At 62.4% G+C, this 21,780-nt stretch carries 12 protein-coding genes; 2 read left to right on the forward strand and 10 right to left on the reverse strand.

All coding sequences use genetic code 11. The annotated features are described in order from the left end of the window. Positions 1-28 precede the first annotated feature (28 nt). From pyrG to rlmD, 4 genes are all read right to left on the reverse strand, one after another. Positions 29-1,666, reverse strand: a complete 1,638-nt coding sequence (pyrG, locus tag MHZ97_RS07565) for a glutamine hydrolyzing CTP synthase (RefSeq protein WP_103794805.1) — start codon at positions 1,664-1,666, stop codon at positions 29-31. 229 nt (positions 1,667-1,895) lie between these two features. Next, positions 1,896-2,684, reverse strand: a complete 789-nt coding sequence (gene mazG, locus MHZ97_RS07570; RefSeq protein WP_239314225.1) for a nucleoside triphosphate pyrophosphohydrolase — start codon at positions 2,682-2,684, stop codon at positions 1,896-1,898. A gap of 60 nt (positions 2,685-2,744) precedes the next feature. After that, positions 2,745-4,976: a GTP diphosphokinase gene (gene relA, locus MHZ97_RS07575; RefSeq protein WP_239314226.1), complete on the reverse strand. Its 2,232-nt coding sequence runs from the start codon at positions 4,974-4,976 to the stop codon at positions 2,745-2,747. Positions 4,977-5,009: 33 nt separating this feature from the next. Next, positions 5,010-6,323 carry a 23S rRNA (uracil(1939)-C(5))-methyltransferase RlmD gene (gene rlmD, locus MHZ97_RS07580; protein WP_239314227.1) on the reverse strand — a complete coding sequence of 438 codons (1,314 nt, stop codon included), beginning with the start codon at positions 6,321-6,323 and terminating at the stop codon, positions 5,010-5,012. A 77-nt stretch (positions 6,324-6,400) separates the two neighbouring features. Here rlmD and barA point away from each other — a divergent pair, with 77 nt between their 5' ends. Both barA and MHZ97_RS07590 read left to right on the forward strand, forming a co-directional pair. After that, positions 6,401-9,130, forward strand: a complete 2,730-nt coding sequence (gene barA, locus MHZ97_RS07585; protein WP_239314228.1) for a two-component sensor histidine kinase BarA — start codon at positions 6,401-6,403, stop codon at positions 9,128-9,130. 29 nt (positions 9,131-9,159) lie between these two features. Next, positions 9,160-9,300, forward strand: a complete 141-nt coding sequence (locus tag MHZ97_RS07590; protein ID WP_158253386.1) for a hypothetical protein — start codon at positions 9,160-9,162, stop codon at positions 9,298-9,300. Between the two features lie 23 nt (positions 9,301-9,323). On the opposite strand, the gene lplT is transcribed toward MHZ97_RS07590, so the two are convergent. From lplT to MHZ97_RS07620, 6 genes are all read right to left on the reverse strand, one after another. Next, positions 9,324-10,526 (reverse strand): lysophospholipid transporter LplT, encoded by a 1,203-nt coding sequence (gene lplT / locus MHZ97_RS07595; protein WP_239314229.1) that lies wholly within the window; start codon positions 10,524-10,526, stop codon positions 9,324-9,326. After that, positions 10,523-12,673 carry a bifunctional acyl-ACP--phospholipid O-acyltransferase/long-chain-fatty-acid--ACP ligase gene (gene aas, locus MHZ97_RS07600; RefSeq protein WP_239314230.1) on the reverse strand — a complete coding sequence of 717 codons (2,151 nt, stop codon included), beginning with the start codon at positions 12,671-12,673 and terminating at the stop codon, positions 10,523-10,525. Before aas ends, lplT begins: the two co-directional genes overlap by 4 nt. Positions 12,674-12,750: 77 nt before the next feature. Next, on the reverse strand, positions 12,751-14,139 hold the full coding sequence (locus MHZ97_RS07605) for an efflux transporter outer membrane subunit (protein ID WP_239314231.1): 1,389 nt from the start codon (positions 14,137-14,139) through the stop codon (positions 12,751-12,753). A gap of 3 nt (positions 14,140-14,142) precedes the next feature. After that, a complete protein-coding gene (locus tag MHZ97_RS07610; protein WP_239314232.1) occupies positions 14,143-17,244 on the reverse strand; it encodes an efflux RND transporter permease subunit in 3,102 nt (1,033 codons plus the stop codon). Then, positions 17,241-20,444 (reverse strand): efflux RND transporter permease subunit, encoded by a 3,204-nt coding sequence (locus tag MHZ97_RS07615; RefSeq protein ID WP_239314233.1) that lies wholly within the window; start codon positions 20,442-20,444, stop codon positions 17,241-17,243. Before MHZ97_RS07615 ends, MHZ97_RS07610 begins: the two co-directional genes overlap by 4 nt. Beyond that, a complete protein-coding gene (locus MHZ97_RS07620; protein WP_239314234.1) occupies positions 20,441-21,670 on the reverse strand; it encodes an MdtA/MuxA family multidrug efflux RND transporter periplasmic adaptor subunit in 1,230 nt (409 codons plus the stop codon). The genes MHZ97_RS07615 and MHZ97_RS07620 overlap by 4 nt, the downstream gene beginning before the upstream one ends. Positions 21,671-21,780: the final 110 nt, after the last annotated feature.

Here is a 21,780-nt window from a genome sequence, read left to right on the forward strand (position 1 = left end):
CGAAAAGTTCGCGCGTTGCTCGTGAAACTTACTTCGCTAAACGCTTCTGGTGATCCTGCGCGGCCTTAACAAAGCCGGCGAACAGCGGATGACCGTCGCGCGGTGTTGACGTGAACTCCGGGTGGAACTGGCAAGCCACAAACCAGGGGTGGTTCGGGATCTCGATGATCTCGACCAGCTGGTCGTCGCCAGAACGTCCGGCAATGCGCAGCCCTGCGGCTTCAATCGGCTTCAGCAGCAGATTGTTGACTTCGTAGCGGTGGCGATGGCGCTCAACAATGGTATCGGAACCGTACAGCTGACGGACTTTGCTGTCCGGCGTCAGCTGGCACTGCTGGCTGCCGAGGCGCATGGTGCCGCCCAGGTCGCTGGTTTCCGTACGCTGTTCCACATTGCCGTTTTCGTCGCGCCATTCGGTGATTAACGCTACCACCGGGTATTTACAGTCTGGCACAAATTCAGTGGAGTTGGCGCCTTCCATCCCGACGACGTTGCGCGCGAACTCCATCAGCGCAACCTGCATGCCGAGGCAGATGCCCAGATAAGGCACGTTGTTTTCGCGCGCATACTGCGCGGTCATCAGCTTGCCTTCCACGCCGCGGTAGCCGAAGCCGCCGGGGATCAGAATCGCATCCAGATCTTTCAAAATTTCGACGCCGCGCGTCTCAACGTCCTGCGAATCGATCAGCTTGATATTGACCGTTACGCGATTTTTCAGGCCGCCGTGCTTCAGCGCTTCAATCACCGATTTATAGGCGTCCGGCAGTTCAACATATTTGCCGACCATGCCGATGGTCACTTCGCCGCCCGGATTGGCCTCTTCGTAGATTACCTGTTCCCACTCGGACAGGTTAGCTTCCGGCGCATTGAGGTTGAAGCGCTTGCAGATATAGTCATCCAGACCCTGCGATTTCAGCAGGCCCGGGATTTTGTAGATGGAATCGACGTCTTTCAGCGAGATAACCGCTTTTTCCGGCACGTTACAGAACAGCGCAATTTTGGCGCGTTCGTTAGCCGGTACGGCGCGGTCGGAACGGCAGATCAGCACGTCCGGCTGGATGCCGATAGAGAGCAGCTCTTTTACCGAGTGCTGGGTCGGCTTGGTTTTCACTTCGCCCGCCGCCGCCATATAAGGCACCAGCGTCAGATGCATATACATGGTGTGTTCGCGACCAACATCAACCGCCATCTGGCGAATCGCCTCCAGGAACGGCAGCGATTCGATATCGCCAACGGTGCCGCCAATCTCTACCAGCACCACGTCGTGACCTTCGCCACCTTCGATAATGCGTTCTTTAATGGCATTGGTGATATGCGGGATGACCTGAATGGTCGCGCCGAGATAGTCGCCGCGGCGCTCTTTGCGCAGCACTTCAGAGTAGATACGACCCGTGGTGAAGTTGTTGCGGCGCGTCATTTTGGTGCGGATGAAGCGCTCGTAGTGACCCAAATCCAAATCGGTTTCGGCCCCGTCGTCGGTGACAAAGACTTCACCGTGCTGGGTAGGGCTCATGGTGCCCGGATCGACGTTGATGTAGGGATCCAGCTTCATGATGGTCACGTTGAGACCACGTGCTTCGAGAATGGCTGCGAGGGAGGCTGCGGCAATGCCTTTACCCAGAGAGGAAACGACCCCGCCGGTCACAAAAATATAATTCGTTGTCATGCTGAACCTGAGAGTTTAGGTTTAAAGACGGTGGAATAACCAGGACGGGAAAACAGTATACCTGAAACCCCTGTTAGCCACAATTGATGAATCACCGCCATCCTCCAACGCATTGCAGCGGGTAACATAGCGGATAGCGGCCAGGGAAATGTTGACGCAGGTCACAACTTTTTTCTCACGCTGAATCGAGTAAGCGCGACCGGCTAAATTGCATGCACTGCTGGAATAATCAGCGTTTTTCGCCCTGCTTAACCTGCTGCCAGGCCGCTTCCATCTGCTCCAGCGTGGCGTCCGGCATAGCGAGCCCTTGGGCGGCAATAATCGCCTCCACGGCGCGGAAACGGCGCTCGAACTTGTCATTCGCCTTTTGCAGCGCGGTTTCCGCTTTGCTGCCCAGATGGCGCGACAGATTGACCGTGGCGAACAGCAGATCGCCGATCTCCTCCTCCAGCTTGTGCGGATCGATAGTCGCCTGCTGCGCCTCGTGCATCACTTCATCAATCTCTTCATGCACTTTATCCAGCACCGGGCCAATGGAGGTCCAGTCAAAGCCGACGTTATGGCAGCGCTTCTGGATTTTATGCGCGCGCATCAGCGCCGGCAGCGCTTTGGGGATGTCGTCGAGCGCCGAATGCTGCGCTTTTTCCGCCCGCTCTGCGCCCTTGATCGCCTCCCAGTTTTTCAGCACTTCCGCGCTGTCCGCGACGCTGGCGTCGCCGAAGATATGGGGATGCCGGCGCTCCAGCTTGTCGCTGATGGCATTGCAGATGTCGTCAAAGTCAAAGCGCTGCTGCTCGCTGGCCATCTGCGCGTAGAACACCACCTGAAACAGCAGATCGCCCAGTTCGCCGCGGAGATCCTCGAAGTCTTCACGCTGGATGGCGTCCAGCACTTCATAGGTCTCTTCCAGCGTATAGGGTGCAATTGAGGCGAAGGTTTGTTCGCGATCCCACGGGCAGCCGCGTTGCGGATCGCGCAGGGTTCGCATAATGCCCAGCAGGCGATCGAGTGCGCTCATAGTCAGTCCTTGTTAAACCGGAGATAAGAGGCGGGATGGGCACGCGCCCATCCCGCAACATCAGTGAAGACGTCGGGCGTCGATGATATCAGGCACCTGGTTCAGCCGCGACAGCACGCGGCCCAGCACCTGCTGATTGTAGATTTCAATATCCATATCGATGGTCGCCAGCTGCTTTTTGGTGTCGCTGCGGCTGGAGACGCCCAGCACGTTGACCTTCTCATTGGCAAGAATGGTGGTGATATCGCGCAGCAGCCCGCTGCGATCGTTGGCGGTAACGCGCACCACCAGCGAGTAGCCGCTGGAGTAGCTTTCGCCCCACACCGCGTCAACGATGCGTTCCGGCGCGTGGGCGCTCAGCTCGGCAAGCTGGTCGCAGTCGGCGCGGTGGATAGAGATGCCGCGCCCCTGGGTGATAAAGCCGACGATATCGTCACCGGGAATCGGCTGGCAGCAGCGCGCAATATGGTGCATCAGGTTGCCGACCCCTTCGACCACCACGCGGCCGCTCTCTTTGCGCGCCGGCGGCGTGTAACTTTTCTGCGTCAGCTGGCGCAGCGCCTCGCGATCTTCCTCTTCCGCGCTCGGCTTGTTGAGCTTCGCCTGCAGGAAGTTGACCATCTGGTTGAGGCGAATATCGCCGCCGCCGATCGCCGCCAGCAGCTCGTCGAGCGAGGTGACGTTATAGCGCGGCAGCAGCAGCTTCTCCGCTTCGCGCAGGCTGATATCGAGCTGGTTCAGCTCGCTGTCGAGTATCTGACGGCCCGCCGCGATGTTTTTGTCGCGATCCTGCTTGCGGAACCAGTTATGGATCTTGGCTCGCCCGCGACTGGTGGTGATATAACCGAGGTTGGGGTTAAGCCAGTCGCGGCTCGGATTGGGCTGTTTCTGGGTGATCACTTCCACCTGATCGCCCATCTGCAGCTGATAGGTAAAGGGCACGATGCGGCCGCCGATCTTGGCGCCGATGCAGCGGTGGCCGATATCGCTGTGAATATGGTAGGCAAAGTCGAGCGGCGTCGATCCAGCGGGCAGATCCACCACGTCGCCTTTTGGGGTAAAAACGTATACGCGATCGTCGAACACCTGGCTGCGCACCTCTTCCAGCATCTCGCCGGAGTCGGCCATCTCTTCCTGCCAGGCGATCAGCTTACGCAGCCAGGCGATGCGCCCTTCGTGTCCCGAAGCGCCGCGCGCGCTGCCGGTGCTCGGCCCCTCTTTGTATTTCCAGTGCGCGGCGACCCCCAGCTCGGCATCCTCGTGCATCTGCCGGGTGCGGATCTGAATTTCCACGGTTTTGCCTTTCGGCCCGAGCACCACGGTATGAATCGACTGATAGCCGTTCGGCTTCGGGTTGGCGACATAGTCGTCAAACTCCGCCGGCAGATGGCGGTAGAGGGTATGCACAATGCCGAGCGCGCCGTAGCAGTCCTGCAGACGTTCGGCAACGATGCGCACCGCGCGCACGTCGAAAAGCTCATCGAACGCCAGCGACTTCTTCTGCATCTTGCGCCAGATGCTATAGATATGTTTCGGACGGCCGTAAACCTCGGCGCGCACCCCCTCTTTCACCATCTCTTTGCGCAGCGTATCGACAAAGTTCTCGATGTACTGTTCGCGGTCGATACGGCGCTCGTGCAGCAGTTTGGCGATGCGTTTGTATTCGTCAGGATGCAGGTAGCGGAAGCAGTAATCCTCCAGCTCCCATTTCAGCTGGCCGATACCGAGCCGGTTGGCGAGGGGCGCATAGATATTGGTGCTCTCTTTGGCCGCCAGCACGCGTTCATCTTCCGGCGCGTCTTTCATCTCGCGCAGGTTCATAATGCGTTCCGCTAGCTTGATCACCACGCAGCGGAAATCTTCCACCATCGCCAGCAGCATGCGGCGCACGTTGTCCACCTGCTCGGAAGCCATGGAGTCGTTGTGGATCGCTTTCAGCTGGCGAATGGCGTCCATATCGCGCACGCCGTGTACCAGCGTAACGATGCCGCTGCCGAAGGTTTCGCTCAGCTCCTCTTCGCTCACCACCTCCGCATTCGCCAGCGGGAAGATCAGCGCGGCGCAGGAGCTTTCGATATCCATGCTAAGCATCGAGAGGATCTCCACCATCTCGATGCCGCGCCACAGCAGCAGCGACTGATCGGGGTGATCCTGCGTCTGGGCTTCGCAATAGCGCCAGGTCTCAGCGATACGTTCACATGATTGCGGGTTGGCAATGCCAAGACTGGCGATCCACTGATCGAGAGCGAACTCCCCTGCCGTATTTAAATGCGCACTTCTGACCGCAACCATATCCTCTCCTGCCACAGCAGCATCAATTGCCGCTTATGTTTTGCTGAACAGCACCATGGATTCGAGATGACGGGTATGAGGGAACATATCCAGCATCGCGACCCTTTCCAGATGGTAGCCCGCCGACAGCAATGTCTGGCTGTCGCGAGCAAGCGTTGTAGGATTACACGAAACATAGACCACGCGCTCCGGCGCAAGTTTAACCAGATGCGCCATCACGCCCGCAGCCCCGGCGCGCGCCGGATCGAGCAATACCTTGTTAAATCCCTGCGCCGCCCATGGCTGGCGCGTGACATCTTCCTCCAGGTTATGCTGGAAAAAGCGGACATTTTTAAGATTATTCAGTTGCGCATTATACGCTGCCTGTCGCACTAATGCTGCAACACCCTCCACACCCACAGCATTTTGTACGATTTTTCCTACAGGGATCGTAAAGTTTCCCATGCCGCAAAAGAGATCGAGCACGCGATCTTCCGGCTGCAGATCGAGCCAGGCGATCGCCTGCGCCACCATCTGCTGGTTAACCGCGTCGTTGACCTGAATAAAGTCCTGCGGGCTAAAGGTCAACCGCACGTCGCCCGAGTGGTAAAAGGGCTCGTCGCCGCGCACCTGCTCCAGCCGCTCGCCATCGTCGAGAAACAGCATCAGCCTCTGCTCATGCGAAAAACGTTCCAGTTTTTCGCGGTCGTCGGCGTGCAGCGCGTCGAGATGGCGCAACACCACCAGCGGCCCGTTATCCGCCAGCACCAGCTCAAGATGCCCCAGCCGGCTGGCCGCCCTGAGCGCGCTAAGGCAGTCGCGCAACGGCAGCAGCAGCGCTTCAAGTTCGGGCGCCAGAATGGGGCAGGTGCGAATCGCCACCAGATCGTTGCTCGCCTCCTGACGAAATCCCATCCGCAGCTCGCGCGTTTTAGGCTGCCACTGCAGGCCGAGGCGCGCGCGACGGCGGTAGCCCCAGGCGGGCCCGGCGAGGATGGCGTCCACCGCGACGGTGCGCTGCGCCGCCTGGCTCAGCATGCGCGACAGCGCCGCCGCTTTGCTGTGCTGCTGCAGCGGCTCGGCGGCATGCTGCTGCTGACAGCCGCCGCAGCGGGTAAAGTGCGGGCAGCGCGGCGTCACGCGCTCCGGGCTGAGGCTGAGCAGCCGCGTTGCCTTGCCGCGCGCGTACTGGCGCTTCTCCTCCACCAGCGTCACTTCCGCCTGTTCGCCGGGCAGCGCGCCGCTGATAAACAGGGTTTTACCCTGATGCCGTGCCACGCCCTGGCCAAAGGGGTCGAGTTCGTCCACGGTAACGGTAATGCGTTGCTTAGTCGTCACGCGCTGTTTTGCGGAGTAAAATTGCGCCATAGTGTTCTACATTCTCAATAAAATTCAGCGTGCGCGCGTTGTTGCGCACAGGATAACGGGTTAAGCCAGCGACTATTATGACGAAATACAGCCTGCGGGCGCGAATGATGATTTTAATTCTGGCGCCGACGTTACTGATTGGGCTGCTGCTTAGCTCGTTTTTCGTGGTGCATCGCTACAACGAACTGCAGCGGCAGGTGGTGGACGCGGGCGCCAGCATCATTGAGCCGCTGGCGGTCTCCAGCGAATACAGTATGACCTGGCACGACCGCGAAGCGCTGCGCGCGCTGGTCAGCCTGCTGCACCGTCGTCATTCCGATATTGTCCGCGCCATTTCCGTGTTCGACAACAATAACCGCCTCTACGTCACCTCGAACAGCAACCAAAACCTCGGCCTGATGCAGAAAGAGGATATCCACGCGCTGCCGGACGACGTCTCGATGGAGCGCCACGGCACGCTGCTGATCCTGCGCACGCCAATTACCGCTGAACACTATGCGACAGATGAACAGCCCAGCGAAGTGGCGAAACCGGCGGGCAATCCGCTCGGCTACGTGGCGATTGAGCTCGATCTTCAGTCGGTGCGTTTGCAGCAGTATAAAGAGGTCTTTGTCGCCACCCTGATGCTGCTGTTCTGTCTCTGCATCGCCATGCTGTTTGCCTACCGCCTGATGCGTGACGTTACCGGCCCGATTCGCAATATGGTTACCACCGTCGACCGCATTCGCCGCGGCCAGCTCGACAGCCGCGTCGAGGGCTATATGCTGGGAGAGCTGAGCATTCTGAAAAACGGCATCAACGCCATGGCGATGTCGCTCACCGCCTACCACGAAGAGATGCAGCACAATATCGATCAGGCGACCTGGGATCTGCGGGAAACGCTGGAGCAGCTTGAAATTCAGAACGTCGAGCTGGACCTGGCGAAAAAGCGCGCCCAGGAAGCGGCGCGCATCAAGTCGGAGTTCCTCGCCAATATGTCTCACGAGCTGCGCACCCCGCTCAACGGCGTGGTCGGCTTTACCCGCCAGATGCTGAAAACCGCGCTCGGCGCCACCCAGCGCGACTATATGCAGACCATCGAGCGCTCGGCGAATAATCTGCTGAGCATTATCAACGACGTGCTCGACTTCTCTAAGCTGGAAGCGGGCAAGCTGGTGCTGGAGTCGATTCCCTTCCCGCTGCGCGCCACCCTGGATGAAACCATCGTGCTGCTGGCGCCGTCGGCGCACGAAAAAGGGCTGGAGCTGACGGTGCTGTGCGACTGCAGCGTGCCGGATAACGTGATTGGCGATCCGCTGCGCCTGCAGCAGATTCTGATCAACCTGCTGGGCAACGCCATTAAGTTTACCGAGCGCGGCACTATCGATCTGCGCGTCGAACAGCGCAACGTCAGCGCCACGCGCGTCGAGCTGGAGATTCAGGTACATGACTCGGGCATCGGCATTTCCGAGCAGCAGCAAACCCAGCTGTTTCAGGCGTTTCGCCAGGCTGACGCCAGCATCTCCCGTCGCCACGGCGGCACCGGGCTGGGTCTGGCGATCACCCAGAAGCTGGTCAGCGAAATGGGCGGCGAGATCGCCTTCCACAGCCGCGTCGATGAAGGCTCGACCTTCTGGGTGCGGATACCGCTCGATCTCAATCCCAACGCGCCGACGCTGCCGCGCGCGCTCGACGCCCTGTCGCGCTCGCGCATGGCCTACGTCGAGGCGCACGCCGCCTCGGCCGACGCAACGCTGAAGATGCTGCGCGTGACGCCGCTGCAGATCGAGCACAGCGAAACACTGTCGGGGCTGCGCGAGCCGCACTATCCGCTGCTGCTGGTCGGGCTGCCGATTGATATCACGCAGCAGGCGTTGCTGGACGATGCCTTTATCGACGCCCTGCTCAATCGCGCCGACTGCGTGCTGCTGGCGCTGCCGAGCGCCATGATGCTGCTGGCGGACCGGCTCAAGGTGCGCGGCATTCACGGCTGCATCACCAAGCCGGTCTCCACCACGCGACTGCTGCCGCTGCTGGCCGATCTGCATACGCGCCAGCGCAGCGAACTGCCCAACGGCGCGCGCCTGCCGCTGCGGGTTATGGCGGTGGATGACAACCCCGCCAACCTCAAGCTGATCGGCGCGCTGCTGGAGGAGCAGGTGCAGCATATCCTGCTGTGCAACAACGCCGAGCAGGCGATCGCCGCGGCGCGCACCCAGCCGCTGGATATTATCCTGATGGATATCCAGATGCCGGAGATCGACGGCATCCGCGCCAGCGAAATTATTCGCAGCCTGCCGCTGCACGCCAGTACGCCGATTGTGGCGGTTACCGCGCACGCCATCGACGGCGAGCGCGAACATCTGATCAAAGCCGGCATGAACGACTATCTGGCGAAGCCGATCGACGAAACCCGGCTCAGCCAGCTGCTGGCGCGTTACAGCCCGGCGCTGCCTGCGGTAGCCGCGCCGGTGCCGACGGTTTCGCCCTCGCTCGACTGGGAGCTGGCGCTGCGCCAGGCGGCGAATAAACCCGACCTGGCGCGCGATATGCTGAAGATGCTGCTCGACTTTCTGCCCGAGGTACAGCAGAAGCTCGACGCCTTTATGGCGGCGAAAGATGCGCAGGGCCTGCGCGAAATCATCCATAAGCTGCACGGCAGCGCCAGCTACAGCGGGGTGCCTCGCATGAAGCAGCTCTGCCGCCAGCTGGAGAAAAACCTGCGCCAGAGCGGCGATATCGACGATCTGGAGCCGGAGCTGCTGGAGCTGCAGGATGAGATGGAAAACGTGGCGCGCGAGGCGCGCAGGCTGCTGGGTGAAAGCTAACGTGGCGCACGAGGCGCGCAGGCTGCCAGGTGAAAGCTAAAGAGAAGAAAAAAGAGCGCGGCAACAGGCAGCTCAGCGCGCTTTCTGCCGCCACGTCACAACAGCCGTGGCGGCAGGCTAACGCGGCGGCGCTGGCCGGACTCAACCGCATCACGCCAGTGCGCGGTTGACTATCGCACCAGAACCGCCTGTTTTAACGCGCGGCGGCTTTTGGCCGCCATAGCCACAGCACCGCGATCGCCAGCGCAAACAGCGCGCCGAAGCCGACGCCGGTCGCCACTGCGGGCGCGCCCGCTTTTACCGCCAGCGTATAGAGCCCCAGCATCACCAGCATGGCGATATTCTCGCCGAAGTTCTGCACCGCAATCGCATTGCCTGCGCCAACGCTCGCCTTACCACGCGCCTGCAGTACCGCATTGAGCGGCACCACAAAAAAGCCGCCCAGCGCGCCAATGACCATCAGCAGCAGGTAGGCGCTCAGCAGTGAATGCTGCAGCGAGAAGATCGCCACCATCACGCCGATCAGCACGCCGGCAGGCATGCAGCGGCGCACCGTCTCCAGCGTAACCAGCTTCGCCGCCGCGCCGGCCCCGACTACGATGCCGATCGCCACCATCGCGTTAAGCGTGGTCGGCGTGGCGTTGTCGCTGATGCCGAGCGCCACCGGCACCCACAGCACCAGCAGAAAGCGCAGCGTTACGCCTGCGCCCCAGAACAGGCTGGTGCCAAGAATGGAAAAGCGCGTCTCGCCGTTATGCCACAGCGTCGAGCAGGCCTGGAAAAAGCGGCGCAGCATGGCGCCGAGGTGCCAGCTCTGCCCCGGTCGCGCCGCGCTAAGCTTCGGAATCATCAGGTTCGCCGCCACCGCCACCGCGTAGGTGGCTGCGCAGAGCGCCAGCGCCGCCGACAGGCTCCAGTCGGCAAGCGCGCCGCCCGATACCGACCCAAGCAGGATTGCGGCGATGGTAGAGCTTTCCATCATGCCGTTGGCTTTTACCAGCTTCTCGCCGGAAGTCAGCTCGGTGAGAATGCCGTACTTGGCGGGCGAGTAGGCCGCCGCGCCGATGCCCACCAGCGTATAGCCCACAAAAGGATTGAAGCCAGAGCAGATCAGCAGTGCGCCCAGCAGCTTGAGGCTGTTGGCGAGCATCATTACCCGGCCTTTGGCGAAGCTGTCCGCCATCTGGCCGACAAAGGGCGCCAGCAGAATATAGGCGGCGACGAACAGCATCTGCATCACCGGCTGGCTCCAGTCGGGATAGAGCTCGCTTTTCAGCAGCGCCAGGGTGGCAAAAAGCAGCGCGTTGTCGCCAAAGGCGGAAAAAAACTGCGCACACATTACCGCCAGCATGCCGCGCGATCGCAGGGATAGCGCCTGCGCCTCTGGACTCTTCATGCCTGCTCCTCTTCCGCCAGCTGTTTCAGGCTGACATAGTCCGGCTTGCCGCTGCCCAGCATCGGCAGCTGTTTCATCACGCGGATATCGCGCGGCACGGCCAGCTCCGGCGCGCCCAGCTCGCGCGCCGCTTTCTGCAGCGCGTCGCGCTTGAGTTCGGCGTCGGTGGTAAACAGCACCAGCGCTTCGCCGCGGTTGCCGTCGGCGCGCAGCGACGCCGCGTGCTGTTTCTCCGGCGACGCCTTCAGGGCGATCTGCTCGACGCTCTCCAGCGACACCATCTCACCGGCAATCTTGGCGAAGCGTTTGGCGCGTCCCTGAATCTGACAGAAGCCGCCTTCGTCAAAGCTGACGATATCGCCGGTATCGTACCAGCCCGCCTCCAGCTGCCCTTCGCCGTTGTCGGCGGCGGGCGCTTCCAGCACGCCGGGGTTCTCAACCCGCAGGTAGCCCTTCATGATGTTCGGCCCGCGCAGCTGCAGCCGACCGCCCTGTTCAATGCCCTCTACCGACATCAGACGCGAATCCATGCCCGGCAGAATGCGGCCCACGGTGTGCGGTTTCGCCGCCATCGGCACGTTGATTGCCACCACCGGCGCGCACTCGGTCACGCCGTAGCCCTCAAGAATGCGGATGCCGTACTTCTCCATATAGATCTGGCGCGTCGCTTCCTGCAGCTTCTCCGCGCCCGCCACCACATAGCGCACGCGGGCGAAATCGTAAGGCGCGGCAAAGCGCGCATAGTTGCCGAGAAAGGTCGAGGTGCCGAACAGCACGGTGCAGTTGCGGTCGTAGACCAGCTCCGGCACGATGCGATAGTGCAGCGGGCTGGGGTAGAGAAATACCTGCGCGCCGGTCATCAGCGGCGTAAACAGCCCCACCGTCAGACCGAAGGCGTGGAACAGCGGCAGCGCCGACATAAACTTATCGCGCGGGGTAAAGTCCGCCACGGTGCGGATCTGCTCCACGTTCGCCAGCAGGCTTTTATGGGAATGCACCACGCCTTTGGGGTTGCCTTCCGAGCCGGAAGTGAACAGCACCATCGCCGCCTCTTCCGGCTGGCGCGCCACCTGCGCGCGGCGCGGCAGCAGCAGGTGTGCCAGGATCCAGAGCTTGTCCTGGGTGGTCACGGTGTCGCGCAGATCCTCCAGATAGATCCACTCAACCCCGGTCAGCCCCTGCGGCAGATGCCAGAGGTTGCCCTTCTCCAGAAACTGGCGCGAGGTAAAGACGGTTTTCACCTGCGACGCGGTCAGCGCCGCGCCCATGCCCTTGACCCCGGCGGTGTAGTTAAGCATCGCCGGCACGCGCCCGCGCATCGACGCGCCGAGAATTGCCGCCGCGGTCACCGTCGCGTTGGGCAGCAGCAGGCCGACAATCTCACCCGGCTGGCTGTAGCGCTCAAGAATGCGCCCGACGCCGAGCGCCTTTTTCAGCAGCCCGGTATAGCTGTCGGGCTGCATATTGACATCTTCGATGCAGGGCTTAAACGCGCCGTAGCGGGTGCGGGCGTTAAGGAAGGCGTCATAGAGCGTTTCGCGCGGGCGCACCGCCATGCGCGCCTCCATCATAATATGGTGCAGGTGCTCGCCCGCGAGCTGGCGCCGGTCGCGCGCCCGCTTCGCCTCCGGCATCGGAATGCGCGTCGCCGGCAGGATGGTCAGGGTGATACGGGGAAAAAGACGGCGCTTAAAGACCCCCGCCAGGCGGCCGAAAGGGGTGTACTCGGCCCCCTCGATGCGCATCGGCACCACGTTGGCCTGGGATTTGGCGGCGACGAAACCCGCACCGCTGTAGATCTTCATCAGCGAGCCGGTGACGGTAATGCGCCCTTCCGGGAAGATCACCACCGGGCGGCCGCTGTCGATCAGCCGCACCAGCTGCTTGATCGACATCGGCCGGGTTGGATCGAGCGGAACAAAATCGATCAGCGGCTTCACCAGCCGCATATACCACCGCTCGCTCACGGCGGAGTAAACGGCGAAAACCGGCCTGACCGGCAGGAACAGCGCCAGCAGCACGCCGTCAAGAAAAGACATATGGTTCGGCGCGATCAGCACTTTGTCCTGATGCAGCGCGGCGGCGTCGCCGCGCAGTTCCACCCGCCACAACAGACGGCAGAGTAGACGAAAAAATCTAAACAACATGCCAGCTCCTTAGCATCGTTAAAAAGGTTACTAACGATGCAGGATCTGGCGTCGTTCGACAAGCGTCAAGGCGCGATTTAGGGCGTCGGCTGCCAGCCGCCGCCGAGCGCGGCGATCAGCGCTACGCTGGTGGCCCACTGCGTGCTTTGCAGCGACAGCAGGCTCTGCTGCGCGCTCAGGCTGCTGGTTTCAGTGGTGGCGACGTCGAGATAGTCGATCATGCCCGCTTCATACTGGTTGCGCGTTACGCGCGCCGACTCGCGCGCGGCGTCGGTGGCGCGCTGCTGGGCCCCCAGCTCCTCGGTGAGGGTGTTCAGCTCCACCAGATCGTCCTCGACTTCCTGCATCGCCGTCAGCACCGCCAGCCGATAGCTGGCGACGCTGGCGTCGTAGGCGGCGCGCGCCTGATCCACCTTCGCCGAGGTGGCGCCGAAGTCGAGCAGCGTGCCGCTCAGATCGGGGCCGAGCGACCAGACGCGGTAAGGCAGCGAGAAAAGATTATGCAGCGCCGAGGCGCTGGTGCCGCCGCTGGCGCTCAGCGTCAAATCGGGATAGTAGCCAGCTATCGCCACGCCGACCGCGGCGTTGGCGGCGGCGACGTTGCGCTCGGCATAAGCGATATCGGGTCGGCGCTGCAGCAACTGCGACGGCAGCGCCTGCGGCAGCGGCGGCAGCGTTGCGGTCAGCTTCGTCGCCGGCAGGCTGAAGTCGGCGGGCGCTTTGCCGATCAGCAGCGCGATGGCGTGCTCCAGCTGGGCGCGCTGCCACTGCTGGTCGAGCGCCGAGGCGCGGGCGCTCTCCAGCTGCATCTGCGCCTGGGCCAGGGTGGCGCGCGATTCGCTACCCGCCTGATATTTATTGCCGATGATCTTCAGGTAGCGCTCGTAGGCCGCCACGCTCTGCTGATAGCGGGCGATCTTCTCATCCATAATGCGCAGCTGAAAATAGTCCTGCGCCAGCTCCGACTGGGCGCTGAGCGTCACGTTCGCCAGCTCGGCGGCGCTCGCCTGGGCGCTGGCGGCGTTCTCTTCCCGGGTGCGCCGCAGTTTGCCCCACAGATCCACCTCCCAGCTGGCGCTCAGCTGCGCCGAGTTGCTGTTGGTGACACTGCGCGCGCCGCTGCTGGTTGAACGGGTGCCGCTGCGCGTCCCGCTGGCGTCATAGCCGATGGTCGGGAAGAGCGCGGCGCGCGACTGGGCGGCCAGCGCCTGCGCTTCGCGGTACTGGGCGGCGTAGCTGGCGACATTCTGGTTAGAGATGCTCACCTGCTGCAGCAGGCCGCTCAGGGTGTCGTCGTGATAGACCCGCCACCATTCACCTTTGTTCTGGTCATCCTGCGGCGCGGCGCGCTGCCAGCCTTTGGCCTCTTTATAGTGCAGCGGCACGCTGGCGCTGGGGCGCTGATAGTCGGGGCCGACGACGCAGCCGCCGAGCAGCAGCAGTAAAGCGAGAGAAAACTTTTTCATTGATCAGGATTCCGCATGGCGCAAGCGGCGCCACTGACGTTGGGTGGCGCGACTCAGGCGGTCGAGCCAGAGGTAGACGACCGGCGTGGTAAACAGGGTCAGCAGCTGGCTCAGCGCCAGCCCGCCCGCGATTGCCATACCGAGCGGGCTGCGCAGATCGGCGTCGCCGCCGCTGCCGAGCGCCAGCGGCAGCGCGCCGAAAAAGGCCGCCAGCGTGGTCATCATAATGGGGCGAAAGCGCATCAGGCACGTCTGCACGATCGCCTGCTGCGGCGACAGGCCGAGACGGCGCTCGGCGTCGAGCGCGAAGTCGATCATCATAATGGCGTTCTTTTTGACGATGCCGATCAGCAGGATGATGCCGATTAGCGCAATCAGCGTGAGCTGCGTGTCGGTGAGCAGCAGCAGCAGCAGCGCGCCGACGCCTGCCGACGGCAGCGTTGAGAGAATGGTCAGCGGATGCACATAGCTCTCGTAGAGCACGCCCAGCACGATATAGACCGCCGCCAGCGCCGCCAGAATCAGCCAGGGCATGGTGGCCGTCAGCTGGCCAAAGGCGGCGGCGGTGCCGGCGAAACCGGCCTGGATGCTGGAAGGCAAACCGAGCTTCGCCATCGCCTGCTTAATCAGCGCCTGCGCCTGCTCCAGCGAGACGCCGTCGTTAAGGTTAAACGCGAGGGTGCTGGTGGCCGACTGCCCCTGATGCGCTACCGACAGCGGCGCGTTGCCGCTGGTCAGGGTCGCGAAGGCGGAGAGCGGCACCCGGTCGCCGCTGTCGTTAATCACGTAGAGCTGCTGCAAAATCGCCGGATCGCGCGTGTAGCTGTCGTTAAGCGACATCACCACGTGATACTGATTCAGCGTGTGATAGAGCGTAGCGACCTGGCGCTGGCTGAAGGCGTTGTTCAGCAGGGTGTCGAGCATCTGCACGTTGACGCCGAGGCGCGTGGCGCGGTCGCGATCGATAGCGATCACCACCTCCTGACCGCCGGTTTGCGAGTCGGAATCGACGCTGTTGAGCTGCGGGATCGCCGCCAGCGCCGCCTGCACTTTCGGCGTCCAGGTGCGCAGCAGATCGAGATCGTCCGCCTGCAGGCTGTACTGATAGCTGGCGTTGGCGCTGCGGCCGCCGATATGCAGATCCTGCGCCGCCATCAGGAACATCTGCGCCCCTGCGATATGGCTGGTTTTCATGCTCAGCCGGTTGGCCACTTCGGTGGCGGTGGCGTCGCGCTGGTCGAGATCCTTCAGCCGCACAAAGAAGTTAGCGCTGTTGCGCGAGCCGAACATGCCGCTGCCCATTGAGGACATCACGCTCTCTACCGCCGGATCGGCCTGAATAATTTTGGTAAACATCAGCATCTTCGGCTTCATCGCCTGAAAGGAGATGTTCTGGTCGGCGCGCAGCGCGCCCATCAGCACGCCGGTATCCTGATTGGGAAAGAAGCCCTTCTGCACCACGGTATAGAGAAACAGATTGAGCAGCACGGTGAGCAGCAGGCTGAGCATCGTCAGCTTCTGGTGGCGCATCACCCAGTCGAGCCCGCGCGCATAGGCCGCCAGCAGCGCATTGAGCCGGTTCTCGATAAACTGATAGAGCGGATGCGGCCGTTTGCTGACGCGCGGCTTGCGCTTCAGCAACCGCGAGCAGAGCATCGGCGTCAGGCTGAGGGAAACAAACATCGAGATCAGCAGCGACACGGTGAGCGTAATGGCGAACTCGCGGAACAGACGGCCAACAATGCTGCCCATCAGCAGGATGGGAATAAACACCGCGATCAGCGATACCGTCATCGACAGCACGGTAAAGCTCACCTCGCGCGCACCGCGCACCGCCGCGCGCACCGGCCCTGAGCCCTCTTCAATATGGCGCGTGATATTCTCCAGCACCACGATGGCGTCATCCACCACAAAGCCGGTGGAGATAATCAGCGCCATTAGCGACAGGTTGTCGAGGCTGTAGCCCAGCAGATACATCACCGCGCAGGTGCCGATCAGCGACACCGGCAGCGCCAGCGCCGGGATCACCACCGCCTGCAGGTTGCGCAGGAAGACAAACACCACGGCGATCACCAGCAGCACGGCGATCAGCAGCGTCTCTTCAGTGTCGTAGAGCGAGGCGCGCACCCCAGGCGAACGGTCGATCACCACTTTGAGCTGGGTATCGGCGGGCAGATCTCTCTCCAGCGCCGGCAGCTGCGCCTTAATGGCGTCGATGGTGTCGAGCATATTGGCGCCCGCCTGGCGCTTAATGCCGATCATCACCGACGGCGCGGCGTTAAGGAAACCGGCCTGATACTGATCCTCCACCGAGTCGTAGACGGTAGCGACGTCATGCAGCCGCACCGCCTTGCCATCCTGATAGCTGACGATGAGATCGCGATACTGCGCCGCCTTGTCGAGCTGGCCGTTGCTGTCCACCACCCACGACTGGCTGCTGCCCTGCAGCATCCCCTTCGGCAGGTTGGTGGTGCTGCTGGCGATGGCGCTGCGCACCCGATCCAGCGAAATACCGTAGTGGGTCAGCTTCTGCGGCTGCAGATCGATCCGCACCGCCGGCAGCGCGCTGCCCATCAGCGACACCTCGCCCACGCCCTTTACCTGCCCCATCGCCTGCTCAATCTTGCTTTCCGCCAGATCGTAAAGCTCGCCCGCCGAGCGGGTTTCAGAGGTGAGCGCCAGCATCACGATGGGCGCATCGGAAGGGTTAGCTTTGTGGTAGGTCGGCAGCGACTCCATGCTGCTCGGCAGCAGGCTGCGCGAGGCGTTGATCGCCGCCTGCACGTCGCGCGCCGCGCCGTTGATATCGCGGTTCAGCTCAAACTGCAAAATAATATTGGCGGATCCCTGCGAGCTGCTGGAGGTCATTTCGGTGATGCCGGCGATCTGCCCCAGCGCGCGCTCCAGCGGCGTCGCCACCGTCGCCGCCATGGTTTCCGGGCTGGCACCCGCCAGGCTGGCGCTCACCATAATAGTAGGGAAATCGACCTGCGGCAGCGGCGCGACCGGCAGCAGCCGATAGCCGAGGGCGCCGAGCAGCAGAATCGCCAGCGTCAGCAGCAGCGTGGCGACCGGACGGAAAATAAACAGCCGCGTCAGGTTCATGACGCGCCTCGCGACTGCTGCTGGCGGCGTTTCACCCAGGCGTTGCCGCGCTGCGCAAGCGCGTCAAACCAGAGATAGATCACCGGCGTGGAGAAGAGCGTCAGCACCTGGCTGACGATCAAGCCGCCGACGATCACCAGCCCCAGCGGCTGGCGCAGCTCCGCGCCCGATCCCGACGCCAGCATCAGCGGCAGCGCGCCGAGCAGCGCTGCCATGGTGGTCATCAGAATCGGACGAAAGCGCAGCAGGCAGGCCTGATGGATCGCCTCGCGCGGGCTGAGGTGCTGCTTGTTCTCCGCCTCCAGCGCAAAGTCGATCATCATAATGGCGTTCTTCTTCACGATACCGATCAGCAGGATCACGCCAATTAGCGCAATCAGGCTAAATTCGCTGCCCGCCAGCAGCAGCGTCAGCAGCGCGCCGACCGCCGCCGACGGCAGCGTGGAGAGGATGGTCACCGGGTGAATAAAGCTCTCGTAGAGAATGCCCAGCACCACGTACATGGTGAGCAGCGCCGCGAGGATCAGCCACAGGGTGTTGCCGGTGGCGCTCTGGAAGGCGGAGGTTTCGCCCTGGTAGCGCAGCGTAATGCTCGACGGCATCTGCAGCTGCTGCCGCACCTCGGCGATCGCCTTCTGCCCATCCTCCAGCGAGTAGCCGCTGTTGAGGTTAAAGGAGATCATCACCGCCGGGAACTGATTCAGGCGCATATGCATCAGCGAACCAGCGCGCTGGTGGATAGTGGCGACAGCGGTCAGCTTTACCATACCGCTGCTGGTGCTGTCGCTGGCGGAGGTTGACGTCGAGGTCGAGGTCGAGGTCGAGGTCGAGGTCGAAGAGGAGGTTGAACCTGTCGCCGAACTGTCGCTGGTGGCGGGCTGCAGATAGACATCCTCAAAAGAGGCGGGCGACTGCTGATAAGCGGGCGCCACCTCCAGCACCACGCGATACTGGTTCGACTGGGTAAAGATAGTCGACACCAGACGCTGGCCAAAGGCGTTATAAAGCGCAGTATCGACGTCCGACGCGGTAATGCCGTAGCGCGCCGCTTTATCGCGGTTCAGTTCGACATAGGCCACGCGCCCCTGATCCTGCAAATTGCTTACCACACCGTTAAATTCCGCCCGCTTCTGCAGCGCCGCCACCAGCTGCGGCGACCAGGTCACCAGGTTTTCGCTGTCGGCGTCGTCGAGGGTGAACTGATACTGGCTCGGCGTCACCTGGTCGTTAACCGTCAGATCCTGCGCCGGCTGCATAAAGAGCTGGATGCCCACCACCTGCTTCGCCGCCTGCTGCAGCTGTTTGATCACCACGTCGGCCTTGTCGTCGCGCTGGTCAAACGACTTCAGGTTGATTTGCAGCCGCCCGCTGTTGAGGCTGGTATTGTTGCCGTCAATGCCGATAGTGGAAGAGACGCTCTCTACCGCCGGATTCGCCAGCACCACCTTCGCCAGCGCCTGCTGACGCTTCGCCATCTCGCTAAAGGAGACATCCTGCGACGCCAGCGTAATACCCTGGATCAGCCCGGTGTCCTGGGTCGGGAAGAAGCCTTTCGGCACCGCCATATAGAGCAGCGCGGTCAGCGCAAAGGTCGCCAGCGCCACCAGCAGCGTCAGCTTCTGGTGGTTGAGCACCACCGTCAGCAGCCGATCGTAGCCGCGGATCAGCTTGTCGAACAGCTCGCCGCCCTTGCGCGCAAAGCGCGACTGCCGCTCCGGCGGGATATGGCGCAGCAGGTAGGCGCACAGCATCGGCGTCAGGGTCAGCGAGACCAGCATTGAGACCAGAATCGACACCGCCAGCGTGATGGCAAACTCGCGGAACAGTCGCCCCACCACGTCGCCCATAAACAGCAGCGGGATCAGCACCGCAATCAGCGAGAAGGTCAGCGAGATAATAGTGAAGCCGATCTGCTGCGACCCTTTCAGCGCCGCCTGCATCGGGGTTTCGCCCTCCTCCAGCCGCCGCGAAATATTTTCCACCACCACGATAGCGTCATCGATAACAAAGCCGGTGGCGATGGTCAGCGCCATCAGCGACAGGTTATTGAGGCTGAAGCCCGCCAGATACATCACGCCGAACGTGCCCACCAGCGACAGCGGCACCGCCACGCTGGGGATCAGCGTCGCCGCCACGTTGCGCAGAAAAAGGAAGGTCACCATCACCACCAGCGCGATGGAGAGCATCAGCTCGAACTGCACGTCGCTGATGGAGGCGCGGATGGTCTGTGTGCGGTCAGAGAGAATGGTCATCTTCACGCCGTCCGGCAGCGCGGCCTGCAGGGTCGGCAGCGCCGCCTTGATGTTGTCCACTACCTGGATCACGTTGGCGCCCGGCTGGCGCTGTACGCTGATAACAATCGCCGGGCTGTTGTTGGCCCAGGCGGACTGGAAGCTGTTCTCCGGCCCCTGCTCGATATGGGCGATATCCTTCAGGCGCAGCGCCGCGCCGTTCTGGTAAGTGAGGATCAGGTTGCCGTACTCGTCGGCGGTGCGCAGCTGGTCGTTGGCGTCGATGGTGACCGAGTGATATTTGCCGTCAAAGCCGCCCTTCGAGCCGTTGACGTTGCTGTTGCTAATCAGCGTATTAACGTCTTCCAGCGTCAGATGATGGGCGGCGAGCGCCGTCGGGTTCATCTGCACGCGGATCGCCGGCTGATGGCCGCCCGCCAGCGTCACCATGCCGACGCCGGAGATCTGCGACAGCTTCAGCGCCACGCGGGTATTGACCAGATCCTGCACCTGGGTCAGCGGCAGGTTATCTGAACTGGCCGCCAGGGTGATCACCGCGCTGTCCGCCGGGTTGACCTTTTTATAGGTCGGCGGATTGGGCAGATCGCTCGGCAGTAGATTATTCGCAGCGTTAATCGCCGCCTGCACCTCCTGCTCCGCCACGTCGAGCGAGAGATCGAGGCCGAACTTCAGGGTAATGATGGAGGAGCCGCTGGAGCTGGTGGAGCTCATCTGGCTCAGCCCCGCCATCTGCCCCAGCTGACGCTCCAGCGGCGAGGTGACCGACGAAGCCATCACGTCGGGGCTGGCACCGGGATAGAGCGTGGTAACCTGAATCGTCGGGTAGTCCACCTGCGGCAGCGCCGAGGTAGAGAGAAATTTATAGGCGAAAATGCCGGCGACCAGCACGCCCACCATCAGCAGGATGGTGGCGACCGGGCGCAGGATAAACAGGCGTGACGGGTTCATTTTGCCTCGGCGGTTGCGGTCGGTTGCGTCTCATCCGCCAGCGCGACTTTGCTGCCGTTGGTCAGGCGATCGATGCCTTCGGTCACCAGGCGGTCGCCGGGTTCAACGCCCTTGAGGATCGCCTGCTTGTCGTCACCGAACGCCGGGCCGGCGGAGACCGCTTTGCGCGTCACGCTGTTGTCTTTATTGATAAGGAAGACAAAGCTGCCGTCGCTGCTCAGCTGCAGCGCCTGCGACGGGATCACCGTCGCCCCTTTCAGGGTGCGGGTCTGCAAACGCAGATTAACGAACTGGTTGGCGTAGAGCGCCTCATCCTCGTTGGCGAAGGTCGCCTTCAGCGCCACGGTGCCGGTGCTGGTGTCGATCTGGTTGCTGATGAACCTCACCTCGCCCTGCGCCAGCGCGCGGCTGTTGTCCTGGTCGAACGCGGTGACCGGCAGCGCCTGGCCGCTGTGCAGCGCCTTGATCAGCTCGGGGATATGGCTCTGCGGCACGCTAAAGGTGGCAGCGGCGGGCTGCATCTGGGTAATGGTCACCAGGCCGGTGGTGCTGGAGCTCTGCACCATATTGCCCGGGTCCACCAGCCGCAGCCCGACGCGGCCGCTGACCGGCGCGGTGATGCGCGCATACTCGATGCTCAGCTTCGCGCTGGCGATCTGCGCCTGGTCAGCGGCCACCGCGCCGCGATACTGGCCGACGGTGGCAGTCTGGGTGTCGAGGTCCTGACGCGCCAGCGAGTCCTGCGCGTAAAGCTTGCGGTAGCGCGCCAGCGTCAGCTCGGCGCTTTTCAGCAGCGCCTGATTTTCGCTCAGCTCAGCCTGGTACTGATTCAGCGTCGCCTGGAAGCTGCGCGGGTCAATCTGCGCCAGCAACTGCCCCGCCTCCACTTTCTGCCCTTCGGTGAAATAGACCTTCTCCAGCTGGCCGTCGACGCGGCTGGTGACGGTGACGCTGGCGTTGGGAATCACCGTGCCGAGCGCGTTCAGGTAGACCGGCACGTCGGCGGTGGTCGCCACGCCGCTGTGCACCAGGGTGGTGGCGCCGCCCATCATCGCCATGTCCGGCGGCCCGCCGCGTCCCGCGTGGCGTCCGCCGGGCGGCATCGCCCCCTGCCCTTTGCCGAACGGCAGCACGCGCCAGACGACGCCGGCAATAATCACCATCAGGATTAACAGCAGCAGCCATTTAAGCCAGCGGGAACGGGAAGAGCGGGACGCATTAGTCATGGTTAACATCTTGCCTGGAGTAAAAAGGAAAAAATCCCCTTTTTTTCAGGGGATTATTGAGTCTTTGAATTATCACTTCGCGTATTATCCGCGAAAGCGCGGCTATTTTT

Source organism: Pantoea sp. ACRSC (genome assembly GCF_022346785.1).
Lineage (GTDB): Bacteria > Pseudomonadota > Gammaproteobacteria > Enterobacterales > Enterobacteriaceae > Pantoea > Pantoea alvi.

Coding starts and splice junctions, on each gene's coding strand:
- MHZ97_RS07615 (WP_239314233.1), bottom strand. CDS start 20,444: ATGAACCCGTCACGCCTGTTTATCCTGCGCCCGGTCGCCACCATCCTG.
- MHZ97_RS07605 (WP_239314231.1), bottom strand. CDS start 14,139: ATGAAAAAGTTTTCTCTCGCTTTACTGCTGCTGCTCGGCGGCTGCGTC.
- barA (WP_239314228.1), top strand. CDS start 6,401: ATGACGAAATACAGCCTGCGGGCGCGAATGATGATTTTAATTCTGGCG.
- relA (WP_239314226.1), bottom strand. CDS start 4,976: ATGGTTGCGGTCAGAAGTGCGCATTTAAATACGGCAGGGGAGTTCGCT.
- aas (WP_239314230.1), bottom strand. CDS start 12,673: ATGTTGTTTAGATTTTTTCGTCTACTCTGCCGTCTGTTGTGGCGGGTG.
- MHZ97_RS07620 (WP_239314234.1), bottom strand. CDS start 21,670: ATGACTAATGCGTCCCGCTCTTCCCGTTCCCGCTGGCTTAAATGGCTG.
- pyrG (WP_103794805.1), bottom strand. CDS start 1,666: ATGACAACGAATTATATTTTTGTGACCGGCGGGGTCGTTTCCTCTCTG.
- rlmD (WP_239314227.1), bottom strand. CDS start 6,323: ATGGCGCAATTTTACTCCGCAAAACAGCGCGTGACGACTAAGCAACGC.
- mazG (WP_239314225.1), bottom strand. CDS start 2,684: ATGAGCGCACTCGATCGCCTGCTGGGCATTATGCGAACCCTGCGCGAT.
- lplT (WP_239314229.1), bottom strand. CDS start 10,526: ATGAAGAGTCCAGAGGCGCAGGCGCTATCCCTGCGATCGCGCGGCATG.
- MHZ97_RS07610 (WP_239314232.1), bottom strand. CDS start 17,244: ATGAACCTGACGCGGCTGTTTATTTTCCGTCCGGTCGCCACGCTGCTG.